This is a genomic window from Rhodococcus jostii RHA1 (genome assembly GCF_000014565.1).
Lineage (GTDB): Bacteria > Actinomycetota > Actinomycetes > Mycobacteriales > Mycobacteriaceae > Rhodococcus_F > Rhodococcus_F jostii_A.
In genome coordinates this window covers 253,503-278,661 of sequence record NC_008270.1, presented here as the reverse complement: position 1 = coordinate 278,661, position 25,159 = coordinate 253,503, and the positions used below count along the sequence as shown (strand labels likewise).

Annotated in this window: 19 protein-coding genes and 6 pseudogenes; 14 read left to right on the top strand and 11 right to left on the bottom strand. The window is 66.5% G+C overall.

Features of this window, described 5'->3' with window-relative positions:
• Nucleotides 1-7 precede the first annotated feature (7 nt).
• A complete protein-coding gene (locus RHA1_RS42075) occupies nt 8-694 on the bottom strand; it encodes a FadR/GntR family transcriptional regulator (protein ID WP_011600119.1) in 687 nt (228 codons plus the stop codon).
• Nucleotides 695-819: 125 nt separating this feature from the next.
• Between RHA1_RS42075 and RHA1_RS42070 the strand changes: the two genes are divergently transcribed.
• The 10 genes and pseudogenes from RHA1_RS42070 to RHA1_RS42020 all read left to right on the top strand — a co-directional run.
• On the top strand, nt 820-2,094 hold the full coding sequence (locus tag RHA1_RS42070) for an amidohydrolase family protein (RefSeq protein WP_011600118.1): 1,275 nt from the start codon (nt 820-822) through the stop codon (nt 2,092-2,094).
• Nucleotides 2,095-2,106: 12 nt separating this feature from the next.
• Nucleotides 2,107-2,463, top strand: coding sequence for a Rieske (2Fe-2S) protein (locus RHA1_RS42065; RefSeq protein ID WP_237727106.1), 357 nt, complete (start codon nt 2,107-2,109; stop codon nt 2,461-2,463).
• Between the two features lies 1 nt (nt 2,464).
• The gene (locus tag RHA1_RS42060) at nt 2,465-3,583 is read left to right on the top strand and encodes an amidohydrolase family protein (RefSeq protein ID WP_011600116.1); all 1,119 of its coding nucleotides are present in this window, start codon (nt 2,465-2,467) and stop codon (nt 3,581-3,583) included.
• On the top strand, nt 3,580-4,563 hold the full coding sequence (locus tag RHA1_RS42055; protein WP_011600115.1) for a PDR/VanB family oxidoreductase: 984 nt from the start codon (nt 3,580-3,582) through the stop codon (nt 4,561-4,563). The genes RHA1_RS42060 and RHA1_RS42055 overlap by 4 nt, the downstream gene beginning before the upstream one ends.
• Before the next feature lie 45 nt (nt 4,564-4,608).
• Nucleotides 4,609-6,126, top strand: a complete 1,518-nt coding sequence (locus tag RHA1_RS42050; protein ID WP_011600114.1) for an MFS transporter — start codon at nt 4,609-4,611, stop codon at nt 6,124-6,126.
• Nucleotides 6,123-6,908 carry an HpcH/HpaI aldolase family protein gene (locus RHA1_RS42045; protein WP_011600113.1) on the top strand — a complete coding sequence of 262 codons (786 nt, stop codon included), beginning with the start codon at nt 6,123-6,125 and terminating at the stop codon, nt 6,906-6,908. The genes RHA1_RS42050 and RHA1_RS42045 overlap by 4 nt, the downstream gene beginning before the upstream one ends.
• Nucleotides 6,909-7,385: a YybH family protein gene (locus RHA1_RS42040; RefSeq protein WP_011600112.1), complete on the top strand. Its 477-nt coding sequence runs from the start codon at nt 6,909-6,911 to the stop codon at nt 7,383-7,385.
• A gap of 292 nt (nt 7,386-7,677) precedes the next feature.
• Nucleotides 7,678-8,210, top strand: a pseudogene (locus RHA1_RS48330) (SDR family NAD(P)-dependent oxidoreductase).
• 8 nt (nt 8,211-8,218) lie between these two features.
• Nucleotides 8,219-9,499, top strand: a complete 1,281-nt coding sequence (locus RHA1_RS42025; RefSeq protein ID WP_011600110.1) for an alpha-hydroxy acid oxidase — start codon at nt 8,219-8,221, stop codon at nt 9,497-9,499.
• A gap of 83 nt (nt 9,500-9,582) precedes the next feature.
• Nucleotides 9,583-9,858, top strand: a pseudogene (locus tag RHA1_RS42020) (DoxX family protein); the annotation flags it as partial.
• 293 nt (nt 9,859-10,151) lie between these two features.
• On the opposite strand, the pseudogene RHA1_RS42015 reads toward RHA1_RS42020, so the two are convergent.
• The 4 genes and pseudogenes from RHA1_RS42015 to RHA1_RS42000 all read right to left on the bottom strand — a co-directional run.
• Nucleotides 10,152-10,788: pseudogene (locus tag RHA1_RS42015) on the bottom strand (transposase); the annotation flags it as partial.
• 91 nt (nt 10,789-10,879) lie between these two features.
• Nucleotides 10,880-11,807, bottom strand: a pseudogene (locus RHA1_RS52710) (Mu transposase domain-containing protein); the annotation flags it as partial.
• 40 nt (nt 11,808-11,847) lie between these two features.
• Nucleotides 11,848-14,295, bottom strand: coding sequence for a site-specific integrase (locus tag RHA1_RS42005; RefSeq protein WP_011600105.1), 2,448 nt, complete (start codon nt 14,293-14,295; stop codon nt 11,848-11,850).
• Nucleotides 14,292-15,512 carry a tyrosine-type recombinase/integrase gene (locus RHA1_RS42000; RefSeq protein WP_011600104.1) on the bottom strand — a complete coding sequence of 407 codons (1,221 nt, stop codon included), beginning with the start codon at nt 15,510-15,512 and terminating at the stop codon, nt 14,292-14,294. Before RHA1_RS42000 ends, RHA1_RS42005 begins: the two co-directional genes overlap by 4 nt.
• Nucleotides 15,513-15,619: 107 nt before the next feature.
• Between RHA1_RS42000 and RHA1_RS41990 the strand changes: the two genes are divergently transcribed.
• Nucleotides 15,620-16,842 (top strand): IS3-like element ISRhosp1 family transposase gene (locus tag RHA1_RS41990; protein ID WP_085996104.1). Its coding sequence is split into 2 segments (ribosomal slippage): nt 15,620-15,875 and nt 15,875-16,842, totalling 1,224 coding nucleotides; the frame shifts between segments, so codons are not numbered across the junction.
• 69 nt (nt 16,843-16,911) lie between these two features.
• Here the strand turns inward: RHA1_RS41990 and RHA1_RS41985 are convergent.
• A pseudogene (locus RHA1_RS41985) lies at nt 16,912-17,584 on the bottom strand (transposase); the annotation flags it as partial.
• A 694-nt stretch (nt 17,585-18,278) separates the two neighbouring features.
• Between RHA1_RS41985 and RHA1_RS41980 the strand changes: the two are divergent.
• Together RHA1_RS41980 and RHA1_RS51045 are read left to right on the top strand one after the other, a co-directional pair.
• Nucleotides 18,279-19,523, top strand: a complete 1,245-nt coding sequence (locus tag RHA1_RS41980) for an IS256 family transposase (protein ID WP_011598806.1) — start codon at nt 18,279-18,281, stop codon at nt 19,521-19,523.
• Nucleotides 19,524-19,567: 44 nt separating this feature from the next.
• Entirely contained in the window at nt 19,568-19,780 is a 213-nt protein-coding gene (locus tag RHA1_RS51045) for a hypothetical protein (RefSeq protein ID WP_041813614.1), read from the top strand.
• 257 nt (nt 19,781-20,037) lie between these two features.
• Here RHA1_RS51045 and RHA1_RS53895 read toward each other — a convergent pair whose 3' ends face one another.
• Together RHA1_RS53895 and RHA1_RS41970 are read right to left on the bottom strand one after the other, a co-directional pair.
• Nucleotides 20,038-20,238, bottom strand: a complete 201-nt coding sequence (locus RHA1_RS53895) for a WhiB family transcriptional regulator (RefSeq protein WP_423816311.1) — start codon at nt 20,236-20,238, stop codon at nt 20,038-20,040.
• 215 nt (nt 20,239-20,453) lie between these two features.
• Nucleotides 20,454-21,536 (bottom strand): 2,3-butanediol dehydrogenase, encoded by a 1,083-nt coding sequence (locus tag RHA1_RS41970; RefSeq protein ID WP_237727105.1) that lies wholly within the window; start codon nt 21,534-21,536, stop codon nt 20,454-20,456.
• A gap of 264 nt (nt 21,537-21,800) precedes the next feature.
• Here RHA1_RS41970 and RHA1_RS48305 point away from each other — a divergent pair, with 264 nt between their 5' ends.
• Nucleotides 21,801-22,178, top strand: coding sequence for a hypothetical protein (locus RHA1_RS48305; protein WP_148228541.1), 378 nt, complete (start codon nt 21,801-21,803; stop codon nt 22,176-22,178).
• Between the two features lie 61 nt (nt 22,179-22,239).
• On the opposite strand, the gene RHA1_RS41965 is transcribed toward RHA1_RS48305, so the two are convergent.
• From RHA1_RS41965 to RHA1_RS41955, 3 genes and pseudogenes are all read right to left on the bottom strand, one after another.
• Complete coding sequence (locus RHA1_RS41965) at nt 22,240-23,103, bottom strand: SDR family NAD(P)-dependent oxidoreductase (protein WP_011600099.1); 864 nt, start codon at nt 23,101-23,103, stop codon at nt 22,240-22,242.
• Nucleotides 23,104-23,293: 190 nt separating this feature from the next.
• Nucleotides 23,294-24,251, bottom strand: a pseudogene (locus tag RHA1_RS41960) (alpha/beta hydrolase fold domain-containing protein).
• A complete protein-coding gene (locus RHA1_RS41955) occupies nt 24,248-25,144 on the bottom strand; it encodes an NAD(P)H-binding protein (RefSeq protein WP_011600097.1) in 897 nt (298 codons plus the stop codon). Before RHA1_RS41955 ends, RHA1_RS41960 begins: the two are co-directional and overlap by 4 nt.
• Nucleotides 25,145-25,159 lie beyond the last annotated feature (15 nt).

The window sequence follows — 25,159 nt, the reverse complement described above, 5'->3', positions numbered from 1 at the left end:
CCGATGCTCACGACCGTTCGTCCACGTCGATGTAATAGCGCTTGGTGTGCTCGAGAGTCTTCTCGAACTCGGCCAGCGCCCGGGGAAGATCGCGGTCGATTAGTGCCTCGCCGACCCTGACGTGGAACCCATGGACCTCGGGTGCCTCCGCGCTGCTGAGGTGCAGGGCGTAGAAGCGCATGTGGACGAGGGACTCGAGGACGTGGGTGAAGAGCTTCAGCGCCGGGTTGCCGGTAAGGGCACCGAGCAGGGTGTGGAAACCCTTGGAAGCGTTCCCGGGCGAACTCGGCGGCTGCCCGGCCACCTCCTGGTCCAGATACTGCTGCAACTGGCGCGCGTTCTCGTTGTTCATGCGGTCGACAACAAGGGGGATCAGCGACAGCTCGATGATTCGCCGGGCCTCGAGCAGATGCTCGGGGCGCACCCGGCGGAACGTCAGGTAGCGCACCGCCGACGCGACGATCCCACTACCGTCCGGTGCACTGACGCGTAGTCCTCCACTCCGCCCGCGTCGCATCTCGACCACGCCTTGGTACTCGAGGATGCGAATAGCCTCGCGGAGCCCCGCCCTGCTCACGGTGAACCGCTCCATGAGTTCCAACTCGGTGCCCAAGTGCATCCCGACCGGCCAGCCCTCGGCAACGATCGCGCGCGCAATCCGATCGGCCGTCAAGGCGCCCACCTTGTCCAGCATCGCCAGGTCCTCCTCCGAGATTTAATAGGACGTTATTTACTGCGTTATCACAAGTATACGCTGGTCATTGATCCCAACAGGAGCGCTTTAAAGCGCCGATGTTTTACCCGGAAAGGAGGTAGATCATGACCTCGACCCAACGCGAGCAGCTCGTCTTAGGTGCCGAAAAGCGGGTGACGACCATCGACACTGACACCCACCCCGACGTCGCTATCGACGTGATGATCGATGACATCCCGGAGCCCTGGAAGTCTCGCTACTACAACGAACGGGCTCAGGAGGTCGAAAACACACGGCTCTTCTACGCCTCCCCGACCGCCGCCCGCACGGATGCCCTGGTCACCGGGATGCGGCCGGGCGAGGACAAGCAGCTGTACACGCAGCAGGTGCTCCAGGAGAGCGACACCGACTATGCGTTCCTGCTCCCGCTGAGCCGGGCGAAGTGGTGGGACCCGGAATGGGAGTCCGCACGCTGCACGGCGACCAACACTTATATCGCCCGGGAGTGGCTGGACTCCGGCCACAACGCGCAGGGCCGCTACCGTGCCGGCATCCGCGTGTCCCCTGGAGACCCGGACGGCGCCATCGCCGAGATGAACAAGTGGGCGGGCCATCCGTACTTCGCGCAGGTCCAGTTCGCTCCCGAGGTGTTGGTGCACCCGGTAGGGCACCCGCTCTACCGTCCGGTGCTGCGCGAGGCCGCCCGGCTGGGTCTGCCGGTGGCCATGCACATCACCCGCGAGAGCTCGATGCAGTCGATGACACCTGTCGGCTACAGCAGCTACCACATCGAGGTCATGGGTTCCTGGTCGCACTACTACCTCGCGCACCTGGCCAGCCTCGTCTTCGACGGCGTGCTCGCCGAGCTGCCGGATCTGCGGCTTGTGTTCGTCGAGGGCGGGTTCACCTGGCTCGCCCCGGCGATGTGGCGCTTCGACCGATACTGGAAGGAACTCGGCGCCGAGGTCCCGAACGTCACGCGCCGGCCGAGCGAGTCGATCCGCGAACAGCTGCGAGTCACGACCCAGCCGCTGGAGGAGCCACGCAATCCGCGCGACCTCATCGACCTGATCGAGGCCGCCCAGCTGCAAGACGTCCTGATGTTCTCCAGCGACTACCCGCACTGGGACTACGACGATCCGCGCCATGTACGCAACCGGGTGCCCGCCGCCTGGCGAGACAAAATCATGTACCGCAATGCCCAGGAGCTCTACGGCCTCCCCGAGACCCGCCCGGTGGACGCGATCGACCTCGCCGCCGACCCCATGACGCGCTACCGGCACAGCCCGGTCGAGAAGCGGCTGGACAGCAGCGGCCGGTTGCGGCCCGCCGCCGCGGGCACCGCAGTCACCCGAGTCGTCACCTCCCGCACTGAGCACGACTTCGTGGGGGCGGACTAGATGCCTCCATCGATGAAGAGCCGCACAGTCGTCGCGCGGGTCGACGAGCTGCCTCCCGGGTCGATGACCGTCGTCCCGGTCGGCAAGTTCGGCGTCGGCGTCTACAACATCGACGGCACCTACTCGGCGATCGCCAACTACTGCCCGCACCGAGGCGGCCCGATGTGCGTCGGCCAGCTGACCGGCGAGACCACGGCTGGAGCCGCACCGTACTCGCAGGTTTTCTCGCGGCAGAACGAGTTCATCAAGTGCCCGTGGCACGGCTGGGAGTTCGAGCTGGCCTCGGGCCAGGCTGCGGCCGCCAACGTCCGGGTGCGCACTTACGAGGTCGTCGTCGAGGACGGCGACGTGATCCTGTTGGGAGCCTGACATGACCGAGAACGCACTGGTCATCGACACCTGTATCACCCCGTTCTGGCGCACCGAGCTGGAGCCGCACAGCTGGATGCCCGAACCCTGGGCGAGCAAGCGCCACCTGCCGGGGATCCTGCGTCAGATGTACTCGGCCCCGACAGGCATCGCGCCCTACGGCGAGTACCGCGACGCCGCCCGCCCCGCGGATGACGCGGCGGCCCTGCCGGGTTCGAGCATCGAAAAGGTCGTCGCGAAGCTGGATGCCGACGGCGCGCGGCTCGGGGTACTGGTTCCGCTGACCCGCGGCCCGCAGCCCGATCAGGACATGTCCACCGTGCTGTGTGCCGCCACCAACGACTGGCTGGCCCAGACCTGGCTCGGCGACGAGGCCGCCGCCGGCCGGTTCCTCGGCACCATTCGGGTCAACCCGGGCGACCCGACGGCGGCCGTCGCCGAGATCGAGCGGTGGGGCGACGATCCGCGCTTCGTCCAGGTCGGAGTGCCGCTGGAGGCCCAGCGTCCATATGGGCAGCGCAACTACTTCCCGATCTGGGAGGCCGCGGCGCGCCACCGGCTCCCGGTCGTCGTGCATGCCGATGGCGGAGCGACTGCTGGCTTCAAGCCGACCATCGCGGGATACCCGCACAAACACATCGACTACGCATCGCAGGAGTCGGTCAGTGGGCTCTACCACCTGGCCAGCTTCATCCTCGAGGGCACGCTCGAGCGGCTGCCCGATCTGCGGGTCGTCTTCGGCGATGGCGTGCACGACCTGCTGATGCCGTTCATCTGGCGGATGGACGCGGACTTCGCGATCTCCCGCCATGAGGTGCCGTGGGTGCCCAAGGAGACCGTCGAGTATCTCGACCGCTTCCGCTTTCGCACCAGCAGACTCGAGGGTCCGGAGGAGGCTAACCCGGCATGGCTGCGGCTGAGCCGAGCCGCCGAGCTACTGGTCTATGGCAGCAACTACCCGCACTGGACCAGCGGTTCACCCAACGAACTTCCCCTCGGACTCGAGGGCGAAGCTCGCGAGCGGGTGCTGTGGCGCAACGCCGCGGATCTCATCCGGCCCCGCCTCGAGCGCGTCGGACGCACGGAACTGGTCCCGGCTGCAGCTGGAGCCGACTCGTGACGGCGGCCGAGCTGTCCCCCGCCGCCCAGGCGGGCGAGTGGACCAGGACGCTCGTGGTCCAAGAGCGTCGCGTGGTTGGCGATCGCGTCGTCGAGCTGTGCCTCGCCGCCGAGGACGGCTCGGCGCTGCCCGAATGGGAACCCGGCTCCCACGTCGATCTGCTGCTGGCCTCCGGGCTGGTCCGCCAATACTCGCTGGCGGGCAGCCCGCAGGACCGGTCGACATACCGGCTGGGAGTGCTGCGCGAGCTCGACGGACGCGGCGGATCGGCCGAGGTACACGACACCCTGACCGCTGGGACGCCGGTCACCGTCCGCGGCCCTCGCAACAACTTCCCGTTGCTTCCCTCACCGCGCTACGTGTTCATCGCGGGCGGTATCGGGATCACGCCGCTGATCCCGATGCTCGAGGCGGCGAGCGCAGACGAGGCGGACTGGACCCTGCACTACGGCGGGCGCAACCAGGCCTCCCTGGCGTTCGCCGACGAGCTGGTCGCGCGCTTCGGCGCCCGGATCATCCTGCACCCGCAGGACACCTGCGGGCTGTTGCCGGTCGCGGATCTCGTGGCCGGTGCAGACGGCGCGCTTGTTTACTGCTGCGGACCCGAGCCGCTGCTGCAAGCGGTTCAGGCGGCCGGGGACGCCATCGGTCTTCCGGCCAGGGACGTGCACATCGAGCGGTTTTCCGCCCGAGAGGTCGAGGCCGCGCGGGCGGGGGCGTTCGAGATCGAGTTGACCTCCACGGGCGACGTGCTGACGGTGCCCGACGGCGGCACCATCGTCGACGTCCTCCGCGACCACGAGGTGCTCGTATTCACCTCCTGCGAAGAAGGTATGTGCGGCACCTGCGAGACCCGAGTGCTCGCCGGCACTCCCGACCACCTCGACTCTTTCCGCTCACCCGAGGAGCACGACGAGGACGGCACCATGGCTGTCTGCGTCTCTCGCTCGCTATCGCCAAGACTCGTCCTAGACATCTGACTGTCTGACTGCAGCCCCCAAACCACCGCTCCTTAGGAGTGCACTATGGACAGAGACGTCCGCACCACCACACGGCGCGCCGGCGCCGGGTCCGTCATGCTGATCGCCGTACTGATGCTCGCCGAGACCAACCACGCGTTCGAACAGAACATGGTCTCGATCGCCCTGCCGCACCTGTACGCGGACTTCGGCGACCCCGTAGCCGTCGGTTGGTCGATCACCGGCTATGCGCTCGTCGCCGCCGCCACCGCTGCCACTGCGGGACGGCTCGGCGACGTCCTCGGCCGCAGGATGGTCCTCGCGGGCTCACTATTGCTCGGCACCGTCGGCTCGTTCGTCGTGGTGTTTTGGCCGACGCTCGCAGGGCTCATCACCGGCCGCGCCATCCAAGGTTTCACTGGAGCCATTCTCGGCCTCGCTTTCGGCATCGCCCGTGAGCGGATGGGCGAGGCCAGGGCGGGCCAGGCCATCAGCCTTCTCGCCGGCACTGCGCTCGTCGGCGGAACCCTCGGTCAGCTGATCGCGGGGACCATGCTCGACCGGTGGGGCTGGCACAGCATGTTCTACTTCAGCGCAGCGCTCGCACTGATCTCGACGATCCTCGCCGTGGTCGTGGTGCCGCCGTCGCCCCGTCGCGGAACACTTCGAGATGTCGACTTCCTCGGCGGGACACTCTTCGCGGTAATCATCACCCTGCTGCTGCTCGCCTTCACCGTCGCTCGGGCGGGCGCGACGGGCCGTGTTGTCGGCAGTCTCCTCGCAGCAGCGGTGGTGATCGGAGCGCTGTTCTCATCCTGGTCGCTGCGGCACCGCAACCCCGCCATCGACCTGCGCGCCTTCCGAGTCAAGCGGGTCGCCATCGCGCACGCAGCGATGTTGGTCGCTTCCCTCGGCGTGATGTCGACCTTCGTCTCATTTTCGGTAGCGTTGCAGACCCCCTCGGTCGTGGGCATCGGTTTCGGCGCAACAGCACTGGTCACCTCACTGTTCATGGGGATCCCGAGCCTCATCGGCGGCGGAGTATTCAGCCCGCTGTCCGGGCGACTCGCCCGGCGCTACGGCGCCGGGGTCTCGATGCTGCTGGGCGCCTCCATCGTCGCCGTCGGGAGTGTCACGCTGCTGCTCACGAGCCGAACAAGCATCGGGCTGCCGGTCGGTATCGCGTTCACGATCTTCGGCGTCGGGGCGCTCTACGCCGCCATTCCGGTCCTGCTGCTACGGGCCACCCCCGAGGAGCGAACCAGCGAGGCCGGCAACCTGAACCAGGTCGTGAAGGCCGTCGGGCTCGCGGTCGGTCCGATCCTAGTGTCCGCGCTGCTCGCGACGAACGTGGTGCAGGTTGGCCAACGGCCCTTCCCCGCTCCGAGCGCGCACACCGCAGTGTTCATGCTTTCGACCGTGGCAGCGGCGCTGCTGATCGTCCTCTCCCTGGTCGCCATCCGCGTCGAGCGCGGTATCCCGCGCCGGGAGGGCGGCACCGCGCCGGATCCGGTTACCGACACCGAACGCGGCACCACGGCGAATCCGGTCAGCGGCACCAAGCCCGGCGCGGTTCCCGCATGAGCTCGCTGCCCGCGCCATTGACCACCTACGAACGCCTGGGCAATGGCCGTCGCTTCGGGGTCTGGCTCACCCGCCCCTCCCGCCACCTGATCGATGTAGTCGCCGGCGCGGGCGTCGACTACATCGGCATCGACTGCCAGCACGGAGCGGTCGGCGAGGAGAGCCTGCCCGAGCTACTCGCGGGCACGTGCGCGGTACCGCGAATCGTGCGCGTCGCCGACGCCTCTGTTCCCCGCATCGCCCGCGCCCTCGACAGCGGCGCCGACGGAATCATCGTCCCGATGGTCGACTCGGCAACCGACGCAACGGCCGCCGTCGCCGCAGTCCGCTTCCCGCCTCACGGGATCCGCAGCTATGGACCACTCGCCCCGCACCTGTCACGGGATCCCGCCAGCCTGGGCTCGGTCCCCCTGGTTCTCGCGATGATCGAGACCCGATCCGGGGTCGCGGACGCAGCCGCCATCCTGGATGTCGACGGCATCGACGGCATCTACATCGGCCCCGCGGACCTCGGCATCTCACTCGGCCACGGCCCCGGCCAGTTCCCGCCCAGTGGAGAGCTCCGCCCCATGCTGGCCGAGATCGCCGAGGCAGCAACCAGCCGCGGCAAAGTCGCCGGGGTCCACGCCGCCGCGGGGGCCATCGCGCCGGCCTTCCTCGACCTGGGCTTCGACCTGCTGACCCTGGGCACCGAGGACGCCCTTGTCCGCGGCGGTATCGCGGCCGAGCTCGCCCAAGCGGGCCGGGAACAGGGCGTGGGAGTCCGGAACGGGACGTACTGAATGCAGCACAACATAGCCGCCGACCGCCCCTCCGCCGATCCAGCCGAAGAGTGCATCCGCGAGATGTTCTCCCGATGGGAATCCCTCGACGCCGAAGCAATCGCGGAGCTTTGGGAGGACTCCTCCGATGTCACCTACCTTGTCCCGGAGCTCGACGCAGTACTGGTCGGACGATCGGCGATCGCCGCGCACCTCGCCCGCACCAGCACCCGTTTGACCAGCGCTCAGGTCGACGTCCCAGTCCTGGCCTGCCGACTCCTCGGCCCGGACATCGCGCTCGGGGTGCTCGCGGTGCGCTGGCACACGACGAGCACCGACTCTCCCGAGGCCCGCAGCACCGGAGCGCGCATCACGGTCGTCGTGCGTCGCCGGGAGCTGGACTGGCGAGTCGTGCATTACATGGAGGAGGCTTATCACTTCTCCCCCGGCGTGGACCATTTCGAGTTCCTCGACGACATCGAAGCCCCCTTCCACTAAGCACCAACACGAGGAGGACGCCACTGGGCTGGCCGCCTACAGAACAAAGTCGCGTTCATCAGCGGCGTGGCACGCGGCCAGGGTCGCGCTCACGCGGTCCGTATGGCGGAGGAGGTGCGGATGTCATTTTGATGGACATCTGCGGTCCGGCAGCGGCGACCGACTACCCCCAAGCCCCGCCGGACGAGCTGAAGGAGACGGTTCGCCTGGTCGAGGCGCTCGACCGGCGCGCGGTGTCCGCCCAGGCGGAGTCCGGGATTTCGAAGCTCTCGAGGAACTGGTCGCGAAGGAGATGGACGTCTTCGGCCGGCTCGATGTAGTCGTCGCGAACGCAGGCATCGTGACACGGGGTCGGTTCTGGGAGCTCAGCGCCGAGCGGTGGGCTTCCATGCTGGACCTGAACCTGACCGGTGCCTACCACACCGTCCGGGCCGCGGTCCCCGCGACGATCGAGTCCGGCCGAGGCGGCTCCATCATCTGCACGAGCTCCACCGCCGGATCAAATCGCTGCCCGGTCAGGCCCACTACAGCGCGGCCAAGCACGGCGTGGTCGGCTTCGCCGAGTCGGCTGCCATCGAGCTGGCCCCGTACCGGATCCGCGTGACCATGCACCCCTGGGGACGTCGACACCGCGATGGGCGCGGAGGGCGCACCGGTGTTCGCCGAGAACCCGAGCGGGCGCGGCGGCATTGGGCCAGTACCTGTTCGAGCCTCCGATCTCCTCACCAGAGGACATATCGAACGCGTCCTGTTCCTGGCCTCGGACAAGTCCCGAACGGTCACCGGTACACAGCTGACCGTCGATCACGGCGCACAAAGATCTAGGAATCCATATGCAGCAACACGACATGATCCGCCTCGCCCGCAACCAGGTGCGCGCGGACTTGCAGGCGCTCCCCGCAACATTACGGGCCAGGTTCTCGTCCGACTCCGCCGCCCGCCGGGCGATCGCGATCGCCGACTTGCGACTCGTGGCCCGACAGAAGTTGCCCCGCCCGGTGTTCGACTTCGTCGACGGCGCCGCGGGCGACGAGCTGACCGCGAATTACAACCAGGCGGATCTGCGGGCGGTGCGTCTGATGCCCAAGGTGCTCACGGGCGCAGGCCCGGCGGACTTGACCACGAGGGTCCTCGGGCAGCACCTTGACGTGCCGCTGATCGGAGCGCCCACCGGAATGACCGCGATGATCCACCCGGACGCCGAGGTGGCCCTCGCCCGCGCACTTACTGCCGGAGGCGCGGGTTACACCCTCTCGACGGGTGCGTCGCGACCGATGGCGGAGGTTGCAGACGCGCGCTCACGCGGCCCGCTGTTCTTCCAGCTCTACCTCGGCAAAGATCGGCACCTCGCGAAGGCGCTCCTCGACCAGGCCAGCGCACTCGGCTTCGGCGCGCTCATGATCACCGTGGACACGCCTACGACCGGCAACCGGGAACGAGATCTCCGGCACAAGTTCGCCACGCAGCGGATCACCGCGCGCACGCTGTTCAGTGGCGCCGCACGGCCGCGCTGGTCCGCTCGGTTTCTCGCCAACCCGGACGTCCTCTCCACCCGCGTGCTCACCGAGGCTGCAGGCGGCGGCGCGAGCCCTGCCGAGACTGCCCGGCTGATCCAGGAGCAATTCACCCCACTCCTGGATTGGGACGACGTCGCCTGGGTGCGCGACAACTGGTCGGGGCCGATGGCGATCAAGGGGATCCTCCGCGCGGACGACGCGCTTAGGGCCACCGACGCAGGCCTCGACGGTGTGATCGTCTCGAACCACGGCGGCCGCCAACTCGACCACGCCTCGTCCGCCGTGAGTGCCCTGCCCGCGATCGTCGACGCGGTCGGTGACCGGGTCGACGTCCTGCTAGACGGTGGGATCCGCCGTGGCATCGACGTCCTGACCGCGCTCGCGTTGGGCGCCAAAGCGTGCCTCGTCGGTCGGCCATTCATCTTCGGTCTCGGCGCAGGCGGCCGCGGCGGAGTCACGCGGGCCCTGGAGATCCTGACCACCGAACTGCACCAGGCCGTGACTCTGGCCGGCGCCCCGTCGGTGAGGGACCTCGATCGGAGCTGGCTGGCAACTGATGGACCCACTCCATTTCGGATCACCGGCACCTCCAGATAACGGACCGGTCGGCCCGTTGAACCACGTCCGGAAAGGCACTACACCATATAACGCAAAGGCTAGCGAAGCACCGCAGCGAAAGCATCGCCGGACGCGAGGTCGCGGCGCTGTTGCTCCGCGCAGCAGTCGGCGGAACCATGATCGCGCACGGCGTGAAACACGGGCGATCCCTCCCGGACACCGCCGGGTGGTTCAGGTCGATCGGCTTCCGACAGTCACGGCTCCAGGCCCAGGCCAGTGCCGTCGCCGAGATCGGCTCTGGGGCCCTCCTCGTGGCGGGCGCGGCGACGCCGCTCGCCGCGGCAGCCGTGATCGGCACGATGGGCGTCGCGGCCCGCCCCGTACACGCCGCCAATGGCTCCGACGCCCCCGACGCCACCGAGCACCTTTTCACCACAACCTGGAGAACAGTCCTGTGACCGCTGTGGACGGGGCCGAGATCCTCGCCACCTCGCACCTTTCGATGAACCAGTCCCTGACGCCTTCCTCGGACGGTGTGCTGTCGATCACCGCTCGCTTAGAATCCCGTGCGTCGACCCTTCCCGCAACGGGGATACTCGAAATATGTTTCTGCACTTGCATTTTCATTTCCCCCGGACTGAGTGTCGATCCCATCAACGTTCGTCCGTTGCAGATCCCACACGGTAGAGTTCGTGCTCGGCGTATCCGGCGATGGTTCCGGCGTAATGTCGACCGGCCGTTCGAGGAGCCTGCCCTGGCGAAACAACGCGCCGGCCCGCACCAGCGCCACCACCTGCGGGTCGTTGACCGGCCGCCACCGCGACTAGGCCGCCTCAATCAGCTTGTAGGCCATCGCCACGCCGGCTGTTCGCGAGCCTGGGCCCTTCGTCACTCTGGTCCTCAAACGTACAGTCGCGAAGATCGATTCGATGGGGTTCGTCGTGCGGATATGGCTCCAGCGCTCGGCCGGATACATGAAGTACTCGCGCAGCACGCCGGGCGTCGTCGACGATCTTCACCGCCTTCGAATATTTCAGGCCATGGTCACGTTCGAACGTCGCGATCGCCAGCTGCGCCTTGTCCATGTCCTCAGCGCTCACGATGTCCTCATCACCGCCAACGCAGCCGGATTCGCGAACTTTGCTAGTGAGACAAGAACATTGGGTTGCTTGCGAACCGGCAGCGTTGCTCGCGGGTCTCGGGGATGACCTCCCGCAACGCCCGCCAGAATCCCAGTGCCCCGTCCCCACCGCGAGCACCGGCGCGCGCATTCCCCGCCGGCGGCAGTCCCATAGTAGATTGGCCCAGGATTCGACTGATTCACGGTAGCAGAACAGCCCTCCTGTGGTCGATTTTGCAAGACGATCCTTGATGCTGTTGCAGCACAGTGACTTTAGATAACACTGCGTGTGGTCGGTGCTAGCATTCGGTGGCGCCGGCGCCCTCGGTTCCCTCGGTTTCGGCGAGTTCGGTCGGGATCGGGGCACCGAACCGGGCCCACCCGGCGGTGCCCTGGGCCAGGGACCGCGATTCGTCGGCCCGGTGGGTGCGATCCGAGGCGGCGCCGGCGGGGTGGGCGTCGAGGATCGCCATCAGGTCGCCCTCGGCGAAGCGGCCGTAGGCGGCGGCGTGCCCGAGCGCCCAGTCGACCCGTTCGGCGCCGAGCAGCTTGGCCAGCGACACCGCGTGCTCCATCTTCACGCGGATCTTCCCGGTGCCGGCCTCGGCGGCCTCACACAACCACAGCCGGGCACCGGCACCGATGTCGCAGAAGGCGCGTTCGGCGTCGGTTCGCGGGATCGGCTGACGGTCGAGGATCCCGGCCGGGGGCGGCGGGAAGTGCTCGTCGCAGATCTGCGGGAGCCGGGGCGGGCCCGCCGGTGGCGCGCGACCTCGACCGGCCCACCCTCGCCGTGGTGGACGACGACGATCCGCTCGGACGCCCCGGCGCCGTGCGCGCGGACGAACACCGTCTGCCCGCGCAGGGTGTGCGGCACCGAGTACTGGCCGTTCTCGAACGCGATCATCGGTGTGTTGTCCGGGGACCGTGCGGGTCACACCGCAGGTCACGGTGTGTGCGGCGGCCGGGACGGGGTGCAGGTGGAGGCGTTCTTCGGCGAGCATCTCCGCCGGGATGCGGCGGGTGGTGCGGTGGATGCGGGTGTTGACCTCGTCGCAGAATTCGGTGCAGGCGGCCTCGAGGTCATCGAAGCTGTCATAGTGGGCGGCGAGGCCCAAGGTCGGTGGGCACCAGGTCGGCCTTGGCGAGTTTGACGGTGTTCTCCACTCCGCCCTTGGTGGCCGGATCGGCGGGCAGGCAGGTCTTCACGACCAGGCCGTATTCTCTGAACTTGACGGGGACGGCTAGTTGGCCGTCTCGCCCTGAGTCAGGAATCCTTGGGGAGGGTCGGGTTTCCGAGTTCGACGGTCCCGGTGTTGAGGGTGCGTTTGTCGATTTGGGCGAGTTTGTCTTCGGCGGCGGCGAGGCTGACTTGGAGTCCTTCGACTTCGCCGAGCCAGCCTTCGCGGTTGGCTTCGGTGATCCGGGCGGCGAGGTTGTCGCGGATCTCGGCCAGGCGGGGTCTTTGGTCGGGATCGGGCCAGAGCAGTGAACATCTGACGCAGGCGTGCTCGTGAATGCACGCCGATCCGAAGGCCCGGCCGCAGGTTCCGATGGAGACCTTGCGTCGCTCGAAGTGACCGAGGAATTCCTGCCATTCCTTGTCGGTGGGGACGCGGTATTCGTCGGTGGGGCGCAGTGCCCGCCGCCGGGCGAGGAAGGCCAGGTGGGATTGGATGGCCTCGTCGGGATAGACCGCCTTGTAGCCGAGGGTGACGTTGATGTCGCGGTGGCCTGCGATAATCTGGGCGATGTGTGGTGGCAGCCCGTTGAGGATGGCGTCGGTGATGAACATCCTTCGAAAATCGTGGGGAGTGAACCGGATTGGGTCACCGGTAGTGGGGTCGTCCAGGCCGGTGTGGGCGAGAGCCGCGGTGAGCATGTCACGAATGGTGCTGGCGCTGATCGCTCGGTGTTCGTAGCCGTAGCGGCGCTGGAACAGCAGCGGCAGTGGCGGCGACCAGGCGCGTTCCCTGTCGTCGTAGGCGCAGACGAGCGGGACCGCGCCGGTGGTGCCGCGGACCCGGCAGATGATCGCGGAGAGCACGTCGGCGAGTTCGGGGCTGACCACCAGCAGTCGTTCGGTGTCGGTCTTGGACGGGGCGATCTGCAGCAGCGGCACCACCTCTCCGGTGGTGGGAAGCCGGTATTGGACCAGGCTGTGGTGGGACAGTTCGGAGAGTTCCTCGATGCGGATGCCGGTGGCCCGCAGCACTTCCACGGCGGCGAACGTCCAGAACGCGTGCTCTTCCTCCCGGCCGAGGTCCCGGCGTTCGCCGTTCGCCGAATCCTGCGCCCAGATCTTGGCGGCCGCCGAGCGTGTCGGGGCGAGGCGGATCAGCGTCTGCCCGGCGGCGGTGAAGGCCTCGCCGGGCTGGGTTCGGCGGGCCTCGTCGAGTATCGCCGCGGCGTCCTTGCGTCGCTGGTCAACGCTGCGGACCAGGACCGGCAGGACGGGCAGCCGCTCCCGGGTCCGGGCGTCCATGCGGGACTTGCGGTGACGCTTGTCTTTTCGCCTGTTGATCTCCTCGCTCCCGACCGGACACGGGGCGACCCACGGTCCCCAGCGGGCCGGGTCCTCGACGGCCCAGTGGGCCAGGTCGAGATAGAACGCTCGGACCGGGGTCAGGCATTCGCGGTAGTTGATCCGCGCGGCGGTGGTCTGCACCTTCTTCCCGTCGGGTGTCCGGATCGTCTTGGGGACGGTGCGCAGCCGTTGCTTCCAGGCGTCGGCGACCGCCGCGGACAGGTGGAGGCTGTCGATGCCCGGATGGTGACGCTCGAGGTCGGCCCAGAACAGGCCACCGAGATAGCCGGCGAGTGAGTGCAGGCTGGTGTAGTCCAGAACAGGCTGGCGTTCGCGCAGGTAATCGACCAGCAGATCCCGGATCGGACGGCAGGCCAGCCCGTAGCGGTCGATCATCTCCTCCGGCGTGCGCTGCCCGGCAGTGCGCAGCTCCCTCAGCGTCGCCGGTGCGTTCTCCGCGAAGACCCCCATAGTGCGCAGGGTCCGGTAGAACAGGTGGGTGGCACCGACCGAGGTTCCGCGGGCGTCGGCCTCTGCCTCGAGCAGCTCGAGGACATCGCCGGTGGTGACATCGGCCAGGGTGCCGCCCTTGGCGGCGAGTATCAGTGCGGCGCGGTAGGCGGTGCGAGTCGCCGCCGCCGGGGACACGTCCGGATCGGCCGAGCATAGCGCTCGCAGCCGCGCGAACCCCTCAGCATCACGGCACTGAGCCAGGACGTTGACCAGAGATCCGCCCCGGAAGCTGGCGGTGACCAGCCATGTCAACGACGGCCGGATGAGGTCGGCGGCCACCGCCGTATATAGCGCCCGAAAGAAGCAGTCGTGCAGCCAACCGGCAGGGTGGCCGTGATCGCGCAGCCATGCAATCGGGATATGCCGCCAGGACCGACCGTCGGCGTCGGCGCCGCTCGCCCGCCACCGGTCCTGCCAGGTTCGGCCCGGCTGCTCTGCCAACCAGTCCAGCAGCAGGCCCACCCCGGTCTTGTAGGCGTTCGGGTGTCGCTTGCCGGGCCTGTCCGGCGCGAACGGCGCACGCGTCAGCCGCGCCCAGACGGCGTCACGATCCTGTCGGATCGTCGGCCAGTCCGCCGCTGGGGGCCGGGCCGACGGGCGCAGCCGGGCCGACGGGCCGGCTGCCGTCCGCCCAGCCGAAACATCCCGGGGTTCTTCGACGCTCATGGTGGTCATCCGGCGCCGCCGAACAACACTTGCAGTGTCTCCGGCCGATAGCCAGGAGCGGGTGGCGGGGCCGCCCGCTCGGCCGCCTTCCGGTTCTGCTGCGCGTGGTGAGCCAGAATCCGCCGGATCACGTCTTGCTTGCGGGGCGTCAGATAGCGCTGGGTCGTCGTCAGCAGCGCGTGCCCGAGGACGAACTGCACATCGGTCAGCGGCAGTTCGGGGTCCTCGGCCATCCGATAGGCGGCGGTGTGACGCAGCGCGTGCAAGGTGACCGTGCTTCCCGCTGCGTCGACCGCCCGCTCGAACATGCGGTGCACCGCATGATAAGTCAACGGACGCACCGGGGTTCGAGACGTCCACCACAGCGGCTGCCGCCGCCCCTTGAGTGTCAGGCCGGCCATCTCCACCTGGTAGAGCCGCAGCCACACGAACGCATCGGTGGACGCCGGCAGCTCCTGCGCCTCCCGGCTGCCCTTGCGGATCACCGTGATCAGCTGCCGGCCGGGGTCGACACCGCCTTGCGTGACCGACAACAGCTCCGAGGCCCGCGCACCGGTGGAAACGTAGAAGGCGACCAATGCCCGATCCCTGTTCGAGGGAAGCCGGGCGAAGATCTCGTTGAACTCCGCGTCCGAGACGCTGCGGGGAATCCGGTCGGGCACCACCGGTCGATACCTACCCGTCCGCTCGTTGCGGTGCGGCTCCATCGGATTGTGATGGGCGTGCGCTCGTCGGCCCCGCCGCGACCGGTCCAGCGGGAACGGATTCACCAGCGGTCCGCTGCCCGCATCCAGGTGAAACTCGTAGAATCCGCGCAGCACCGTCTCCGAGTGCGCACGCACCGACGGCGCGTAAGCATCCCGACTCGACGACGGGTCAGGCACCTCCTGCGGTCTGCGCCAATGCGGGCGAGACGGCTTGCCCGCCACAAGCATCCAGCGGCAGAAATCGCGGGCCTGGGCCCGCGTCGCCCGGTTCCACGAAACCTCGATCGCCCACAGGAACCGGAACCACCGCAGCAGATCCATGCCATAGGAGCGGATCGTTGCCTCGGATCGGTCGGCCGCCTGCAGATCACGGAAGTAGGCCGACACCGCCTCCACCGCCGCCCCGGACGGATCGATCAGTCGGAACGGCAACCACGGGTCACCGGTCTCCTCCAGCGAACCGACCAACGGCACCGCCAGCGCCGCCAGATCCCGTGGCCGCTCCTCGTCTTCGTTCACAATCCGGACATTACCGAGCGATCCCGTCCCAGCCCGTCAACTGAGGCTGCCCCCTTGGAGTGGACACCCCTGACAATGGTTCTAGGAGAGCCAGGAGGGATGTCGAGGTGGGACGCCAGTCTCTGTACACGGAGGAATTCCGGAAAGACGCGGTCGCGTTGTACCGCGCGGCCGACGGTAAACGCACGTACGCGGATGTGGCCGCGGATGTGGGCGTCAGTGGCGAGACGCTACGGACGTGGGTCCGCAAGGACACCGCCGCCCGTAACGCGCGCTCGCAGGACCGCAGTACCGGCGCCGACGGGACCGAGGCGGACGAGCTCGCGCGGCTGCGCGCGGAGAACGCGCGGCTGCGCGGTGCGGAAAAGGAATGGCAGCTCGAACGCGAGATTCTGCGCCGGGCAGCCGCGTATTTCGCAAAGGAGGTGAAGTGAAGACCCGCCGCTGGGACTTCATCTCCGACCATCGCGCCGAGTTCGGCGTGCAGCGGCTGTGCCGGGCGCTCGGGACCTCCCGTTCCGCCTACTACAAGCACCTGATCACGGAGCCGGCCCGAATCGAGCGGCAGGCCGAGGAAGCCGCGACAGTCGCCGAGATCCGCGCAATCCATACCGAGCACCGGAGCGCCTACGGCGCCCCGCGGGTTCACGCCGAACTCCGCTCCCGCGGACGCAAGATCAACCGCAAACGGGTGACCCGGCTGATGCGAATCCACCACGTGGTGGGCAGGCACCTGCGCCGCAGCAAGCGCACGACCATCGCGGACAAGTCGGCTCCGTCGGTGCCGGATCTGGTGATGCGAGACTTCACCGCTACGGCTGTCGATACCAAGTGGTGTGGGGACATCACCTACATCCCGGTGGGATCCTCGTGGTTGTTCTTGGCCACGGTGATCGACATCTGCTCACGCCGGGTGGTGGGCTGGTCGATCGCTGACCACATGCGCACCGAGCTCGTCACGGACGCGATCGAGATGGCGGTGCGCACCCGCGGTGGTGACGTCGGTGGCGTTATCTTCCACAGCGATCGCGGATCACAGTACACCGCAGCATCTTTCGTCGATGTCTGCCGCCGTCATGGGATTCAGCAAAGTCGAGGACGGGTCGGGTCAAGTTACGATAATGCTCTCGCCGAGTCGTTCTTCCAAGGACTCAAGAGGGAGTGGCTGCACGGACGGAGTTGGACGTCGAAGTCGCAGGCACGGCTGGAGCTGTTCGAGTGGCTCTCGTACTTCAATCGACGTCGCCGTCACTCCGCCCTCGGATACCTCACCCCAGTGGAGTTCGAACAACGACTCATCGCGTCGTCTACGCTGTCAGTTGCCGCATGAAATCCGGTGTCCACTCTCAAGGGGCAACCTCACAACCTGGGCAAACGCGTGTCGTTGTTCAGTCAACGGGTAGTGCCGGGCGAACGAGACCACACCGGGGTTGCGGACGGCGACCGAGGCGATGTGTTCGGTGGTGACCATCTTCTCGTTGTCGGTGAGCAGATAGGTCGGGACACCACCGATCCGCCGGAAGATCCGGTCCAGGCCCGCGTAGACGGAGGGAGCGGTGCGGTCGCGCAACGGGATCACCACCCGGTGCCGGCACCAGGCCAGCCACGCGCACAGCAACACGGTCTTGGTGCCGTCGACGACCGGGGCGTCGCCGAAGTCGTATTGCAGCCACAGCCCGGATTCGGTGATCCTCCCCCACTCCGGGGGAGGTGCCCCCAGGCCTGTGCACCCGGGTGTGTCCGAGCCGGTAGGCGCGTTTGACCCGGGCCACGGCACGGCGGGTGGTGCGTTCGGTGCCGGTGAATCCGAGGGCGAGCAGTTTGTCGTGGGCGACGTCGGCGCGGACGCGTCCTCTCGAATGTTCGACCCATTCTTCGATTTTCGGTAGATATTCGTCGATCAGCATCGATCTCTTCTCCCGCGGTGGGGTCGGGACATCGGCGGTGTCGCGTTCGGCGACAAGACGGGCGACGGTGTGATGCGAGCACCCCGCCAGCGCGGCGGCGGCGCGATAGGACTTCGTCAGGTCGTAGGCGGCAAGAATTTCCATGGCTTCCTTGGCAGACTTCATGACGGCCTCTCCTCGAGGACTCGCGTTTCGGCGTGGTAGCACCGTCGAGCGAACGCGAGGAGGGGCCCGATCCGGGGAGGCGATCGGGGCGAGGATCAAACCTGGCTCGGAAGTCTCCGGGAAACCGGGGGAAGCTCAGTCCGCGGCCTCGGGGCCCTCGCCGCGAGCTGAACTTCTGGTCAGCCGCCACCCGCCGGGCTCGGGACGGCACCCGCGCAACCTGCGCGCTCAAACCGACCCAATCTGCCACCTACCGCGGGGCCAATCGACTCCGGTGTACCCAGGCAACGGTCCCGATTGGCAATACCAGACTCCTAGCCGAGAAGGTCGCCGAGACGCATGTGCTGCCGGAGAATCGGTGCGGCGGCTCACATGTCCGCTCGGATCCTGACCCCATTAGTATTGTTTCGGCGAGGGACGGCGGTCAGGGCTAATTCTGGCATTGACGCCGGCGAAGGAACCGCGACACCGCGCGAGACGTAGGTGCAACTGCATGCGTTGGGGGCAATCGAGTTAGCGTCTCGTTGTCATCATTCGCGGTGTGGCGCGGGTAGCGGGTACACCTCGGGGTTGCGTCCATGAAGATGGTGTATGAAGCGGTTCCGCATCTGACCGGCGTGTCGTAGCCAACGAAGGTGGCCATCGCGTGACTCTTCGAGAGACCTACCAAAGTCACTCGATGAAGGACCACGCGATGACCAGTGCCCACGATATCGACCTGCAGCAGATCCTGACCGACCGACTCACCGGGGCAAGCCCCGACCTGCTGCGCGAGCTGCTGACGATGTTCATTCACACCCTGATGGGCGCCGAGGCCGACGCACTGTGCGGCGCCGGCTACGGACAACGCTCCGAGGAGCGCACCAACTCGCGTAACGGATACCGGCACCGCGACTTCGACACCCGCGTCGGCACCCTCGACGTGGCGATCCCGAAGCTGCGGTCCGGTTCGTACTTCCCCGATTGGTTGCTCGAGCGTCGCAAACGCGCCGAAAAGGCCCTGACTACCGTGGTTGCCACCTGCTACCTGCTCGGGGTCTCCACCCGGCGGATGGACCGGCTCGTCGACACGTTGGGCATCACCGGCCTGTCCAAGTCGCAGGTGTCCGTGATGGCCAAGGACCTCGACACCCAGGTCGAGGCGTTCCGCAGCCGCCCGCTCGATACCGGGCCGTACACCTTCGTCGCCGCCGACGCCCTGGTGCTCAAGGTGCGGGAAAACGGTCGGGTGGTGAATGTACACACCCTGGTCGCGGTCGGCGTCAACGCCGAGGGCTACCGCGAGATCCTGGGCGTGGATGTGACCTCGTCCGAGGACGGTGCCGGCTGGCTGGCGTTCTTCCGATCGCTCGTCGCCCGCGGTTTGGGCGGGGTGCGGTTGGTGACCTCCGATGCGCACGCCGGGCTGGTGGCGGCGATCGGTGGGACCCTGCCGGGCGCCTCGTGGCAGAGGTGCCGAACCCATTACTCGACAAACCTGATGGCGGTGACCCCGAAGGCATCGTGGCCTTGGGTGAAGACGTTGCTGCACTCGGTCTACGACCAACCCGACGCGGATTCTGTTCATGCCCAATATGATCGAATCATCGGCGCACTGTCGGAGAAGTTGCCGAGGGTCGCTGACCACCTCGACGCAGCACGACCGGACCTGTTGGCGTTCACCGCATTTCCCAAGCAGATTTGGAAACAGATCTGGAGCAACAATCCGCAGGAGCGCCTCAATAAGGAAATCCGCAGGAGAACCGATGTGGTCGGAATCTTCCCGGATCGTACCGCCCTGATCCGGCTCGTCGGTGCGGTCTTGGCCGAACAACACGACGAGTGGATCGAAGGGCGCCGCTATCTCGGCCTGGACGTTCTGGCCCGTTCCCGCAACGACAAGCCCACCGACAGCAGCACCGAGTCCACCGAGGAGGTGACACCGGCCTTGACTGCCTGACTCACCAACGAGGAGTCACGCGATGACCCTCGTACACCACCCCCATGGACTTGACCCACCTCGGCGAGGTGTCGGGGGTTCGCATCATCGTTATCTTCCTGGAGCGCCTGCCCGAGCCGTTCGATGAATCGTTTTCTCTGCATGCCAAACCTGACGAAGATCTCGTCGTCTGGTGGTCCGCCGAAGGGGACCCAGGTGGAGGCGAAGTCGATGAGAGCTTCGGCCTCCTTAGTTCGGCGTGGTTGTCCCTCCCGTAGGCACTGAGCGGCACTCCGTTTCTGACGCCAGCGCCGATACCTACGAACTTCAGATTCTATGTCGTGCCCCCCATCAGAGACAGCATTGTCGACTGTCTGACGCGCGCGTACCGAAGTCGCCGTAGGGCGTGTTTCACTGATGGGTTGGGGCATGATCATCACGGTTCCGTCTTTCGGATTGTTGTTTGATTGACCCGGTTGTTGGTGCGGGTGGACCCTTCGTGTCCGTGCGGGTCGACGTGGGTTGCGTTTAGTGGTCAGTTGCCTCGGGCGTAACCACCGGTACCGGCGTCGTTCGGTACCGGTGGCGTTCGTGTGTGTGGGGCAGTCCGTCCGGATGCCTTCATTTTCACCGGATTGACCGCGTACGCGGGGCACTCGGGGCGTACCGGGCAGGTTCTACATATGGTTTTCGAGGCCGCTTCGTCATGCGTGCCGGAGTCGGTCGTTTCATCGATCGTGAAGTACAGCGCGGCTTCGGCGGAAGTACTCCCGCAGCAGGGAACTCAATTTGTTGGCGAGCTATTGGCGGTTCCACGCCGCATCCTCGCACCGAACGTCTCTTTGCTCTGTGAACTTCGAAGGGTTGCGGTTGAACGCTCGGATAGACCTTCTCGGCGAGGCCTGCCATATAGCTCCGGTACGGATATAGCTATGAAGGGGCCACATATTGCTATGAGGGAGACACGAGAATCTTCACCTCGGTCGTACGTCCCTCGCCGAGAAGGTGTTTGATTCCAGAGTCGAGCACATCCGACAGTTGAATTCGGCTACTGATGAGCGCATCTGGCGTGATCCGGCCATCAACAACGGCATCACGGACGTCGGAAAAATCCTGGGCGGTATAGGCGAAACTGCCGGTAAGCACCTTCTCCTTAGTGAGGAACGGCATTACATCCGTCGGAACGTCGCCATGGAAGCTCGCCAAGATCACCGCACGCCCTGCCGTGCACAGCGCATCGATGGCAGGCTGCAGCGTAGCCTTGCCGATCCCGGAGGCCTCGAACGAAACATCGGCGCCGCGTCCACCGGTCGCGTCGCGGACTGCGGCGACGACGTCTGTTTCCCGGGGGTCGATGACCAGGTCAGCGCCGACTTCTGCGGCGAGCTTCTTCCGCGCTTCGCTGGGCTCGCTGACGATGATCTTCGATATGCCCTGAGCTCGCAATGCCAGTACTGTGCTTAGGCCGATCGGACCGGCGCCCACGACGAGTGCGGTTCCATCCTTGGGAATCTCCGCCAATTTGACGGCGTGCCAAGCGACGGTAAGCGGTTCGATCAATGCAGCGATCTGTGCATTGAACCCCGGCGGGAGCACATACGCGTGGTCTGCGGGCACGACTACGCTCTCGCTGAATCCGCCACCCCAGCCGTTGATTCCGATGAAAGCGAAGTTGTCGCACATATTCGGATGCCCCGCCTGGCAGGAGGGACAGGTGCCGTCGGCAAAATTCGGGCGAACCGCCACCAGGTCACCCACCTGCACGGTTGTGACGCCCTCTGCGACTTCGGTGACATACCCAGAGAACTCGTGTCCGAGTGTATGAGGTCCTGTCTCCTGCATGATCGGGTTCGAGTAGTCGAGGGGGACTGGCGCAGTTTCGAACAAGGAGAGGTCCGACCCGCAGATTCCGGCCCAGGCAACTTTGACCTTGACCGCTCCTGGACGCAGTTCTGGTTCCGGAACCTCCTCCAGCCGTGCATCGTGTTCACGATAAAGCCGAAGAGCGAGCATACTGGTAACAACCTTTCTCATTATCAAACGCTTGACCAGCGCATCGGGTATCAGCCTGTACTTCTATTCTTGAGGAGGTCCTGGTGCCTCTCGCGAGACGAAGTGTCTGAACAGCCTCCACCGTACAAAGTGGTCCAGATCATAAGCAGTGTCCTGTTCTGGCTTATCCCCATCCTGGGTGCTGCTTTGTATGGCCGATGGTTGCGGGGACGAGCGAGTTGGACCAGGCCCCTGGCTGTTCCCGGCACTGTCGCCTGGACGGCGTCTTTGTGGGTTCTCAGCACGGTGGACGAGAACACCGGGGTGGGCGTGATCCTGGGGCCTACCTGGTCATGTGCGGTGCCCACGCGGGCCGCCGCCTACCTGTCACGCCAGCCTGCCGGGAAAATGATCTACCCGCTCGTCCGCGAGCTGGCCGCCGACGGGACTCCCGAAGCGGCGGATGTGACGGAGTCCTGGGGATCACAAGGGAACCGTATTACCGGTGGTTCGTCGGCTCAGTCACCGACGCCGAATTCGACCATGCATATCGGGCGAACGCACTGCTCGACGCCCGCCGCGGGGACCGAAGAATTCGGCTACCGATTTCTCCCAGGCTGCGTGACCGTATCTGACCTGCCCTACGGTCTGATCATTCGGCAAAGTCGCGACGGGCGGCCATAACGCCGCTACGCGATCGCGCGCAGAAGCTTGGCGGAAGAGTTTGTGCGCGCGATCGATCATTTCAATCGAGATCGAGGCGGGGATGCGGCGATCCGTAGACCTCACGCAGTGATTTCGGGTCGAAGCCGGGAAGGTCCGACACACCGTATCGCTCGCCCAACTCAGCAGCGATCAGCGTCTTGCCCGTCAGCGTCATCATGTCCGGATCGTCCCAGACAGCGTTGAGGACGCGCCCACCATACCGCGGGCTTTCCATCCCCATGCCTTCGAAGACCTCTTTGGAGTCGCCAAGGACCTCTTCGCCACGCTCGGTTCTGACGAAGCCGGGCCACAGCGAAACGGCGGCGATGTTCAACGGCGTGAATTCATCCGCATAGGACGCCGCCAGTTGGTCCAGCCCGGCTTTCGCCGCATAGTAGGCCGGATCATGGATCTTCGCGTTGCCGTAGAAGGAGATGTTCACGATCAGGCCCCGACCGCTCTCGATCAGCAGAGGCGCTGCGTAATAGGTCGCGACATGGTGGCAGCGCAGCCCCACGTTGATGATGTCGGCAAAATTGGCCGGAGCTTCCCAGAAAGGACGCTTGCCCATCTCGTCGTGCATCGACGCAGCATTGTTGACCAAAATATTCAGGTAGCCACTTTCCTCCCTCACTCGCTCGAAGAGAGCGCGAATATCGTCGTCCTTGGAGAGATCGCATGCAACGGCGATGCCGTGTCCGCCGACAGCGGTGACTTCAGCCGCCGTCTCGTGGATCGAGCCGGGCACCGGTCTGCCGCCTGCCGACACCTGGCTACCGCTCACGGTGGTCCGGCCGACGATATAGACGGTCGCGCCGCGCTGGCCGAGTTCGAGCGCGATGCCCTTGCCGAGCCCCCGACTGGCGCCCATGATCACCGCCACCAAGTCCTTCGTGTCTTCCATGAAAGTTCCTTCCAACTTTGGGATTTCGGGCCCAGGCCTGCACGCCGCTCGAGGTCAGAGGACGGCGCGCAGTGCGTCTGTCCGCGATGTCGTCGGGTGGCCGATCTATCTTGTTCAGGGTGCGAACGGATGAATCCAGATCGCCCGCCGCGTCGAGCGAAGCGAGTTACTCCGTGAATATGGTGAGGGTTTATCGGCTGCTGAGGTGGCGAGCCACCACCCATCCGTCACGTGCCGCACGCGCTGCGCGCGAAATGGCGGCATCGGGCGTCATGAAGTCGAAACCGTGGATTCCGCCCGCCCACACGTGGAGTTCCGCCTGGACTCCCGCTGCCCAGAGGGCGCTGGCGTATGCGACGTCTTCATCTCGGAAGACCTCGGCGGATCCGCAGTCGATGAAAGCGGGAGGAAGCCCGCTGAGGTCCACGGCGCGGGAGGGAGCCGCGTAGATGGAGACATCGTCGGTGCCGCGGCGGTCGCCGAGTAGGGCGGTCCAGCCCATGCGGTTGCTGTTCCGGTCCCACGGCGGCATGCCCTCGTACTGCGTGGTCGAGACCGTGCGGTCGCGGTCGTCGATCATCGGGCCGATCAGGAGCTGACCCGTCAGTCGCGGGCCGCTTCGGTCGCGCGCCAGTAGCGCGGTGCCCGCGGCGACCCCGGCACCCGCGCTGGCGCCGACGATCAAGATTCGGTCTTGGTCGCCGAGGTCGGCGGCGTGCTCGGCGATCCAAACGAGTGCGGCGTAGCTGTCCTCAACCGGATACGGGTCGGGGAATTCGGGCGCGAGCCTGTACTCGACGGTCACCAGACGGCGTCGTGTTTGACGATCCAGGGGAGCATTGCGGCCAGCCCGGTCATGCGAGTCCCGGCCACCATCCCCCCTGCGTGCACGTGAAAGATTCCGGCTCCGTGGGCTGCGTGAGTCGCCCGGGCGATGATGCTCACGATGATAGGAGCTCCTTCGAATCCCTCGATCGTGACATCTCTCTGTGCTCGGCGATCGTCTCAGGGGTGACGTCCGTCGGACCACCCCGGCGCATCATCGGTATCATCTCTGGGGTCATCGATGCAGGCAGTTGCTCGGCGAGGGCCGAGAGAGGTTCCTTTAGAGCGGCATCGACGGGCGGTCGTGCGGTGTGGTGAGTCATGGGATGTCCTTCGTATTCGTCGCGGATCCTGCAGCCGAGTCAGAACCAGCGCGCAGGACGTCGTGAAGGGTCGTCGTGGGGCGGCCGATCATCCGGCCCAGGGTGCGGTCGGTCGAGTCGAGGTCACCCGCGGCTATCGCTGCGTCGAGCCGCGTGAGGACTCCCACGGTGTGGGCATCGAGTCCCGCGGCGGTCAGTCCTTCGCGAAGCTGTTCCACCGTCAGGGCGCGGTAAGTGACGGGGCGGCCGAAGATTTCGGTTGCCGCAGCGGCGATGTCGGCGTAGGAGAACGCGGTGTCACCCGAGAGCTCCAGAACCTGTCCGAGGTAGGAGTCGTCGAGGATCGCGGCGGCGGCAGCGTCGGCGAGGTCGAGCCGTGTCGCGCCGGCGATGCGCCCGTTTCCGGCGGCAGCCGCGATGACGCCGGTCTGCCGTGCTTGCATGAGGGGTCCGAGGTAGAGCTCGGTGTAGGAGTTGTTCCGCAGGATCACCGCGGGAATGCTCGTCGCGGCGATCGCCCGCTCCGCGGCCGCGTGGATGGGAGCCAACGGAAGAGCGCTTTCGCTCGCGCGGTAAACGCTCGTGTAGGCGAGGGCCTGCAGGTCGGCGGCGGCGGCAGCTGCGATGACTGCATCGTGCTGCGTGACAGGTGTGTCGGGTTGGGAGACCGACACGAGGACGAATCGATCGATTCCTTCGAGTCCCGCGCGAAGCGTGGTGGGGTCGTCGTAGTCGAATGCCACGGTCCGGATGCCGCGCGCCCGCAGATCATCTAGCCTTTGCGGCGAGCGAGCACCGGCCACGAGCTCCGAGGTGGGGACGCCACGTGCGATGAGGCTATTCAGGATGAGTCGGCCGAGGCGGCCGCTTGCGCCGCTGACGAGGATCGTCATGAGCAGTCCTTTCGA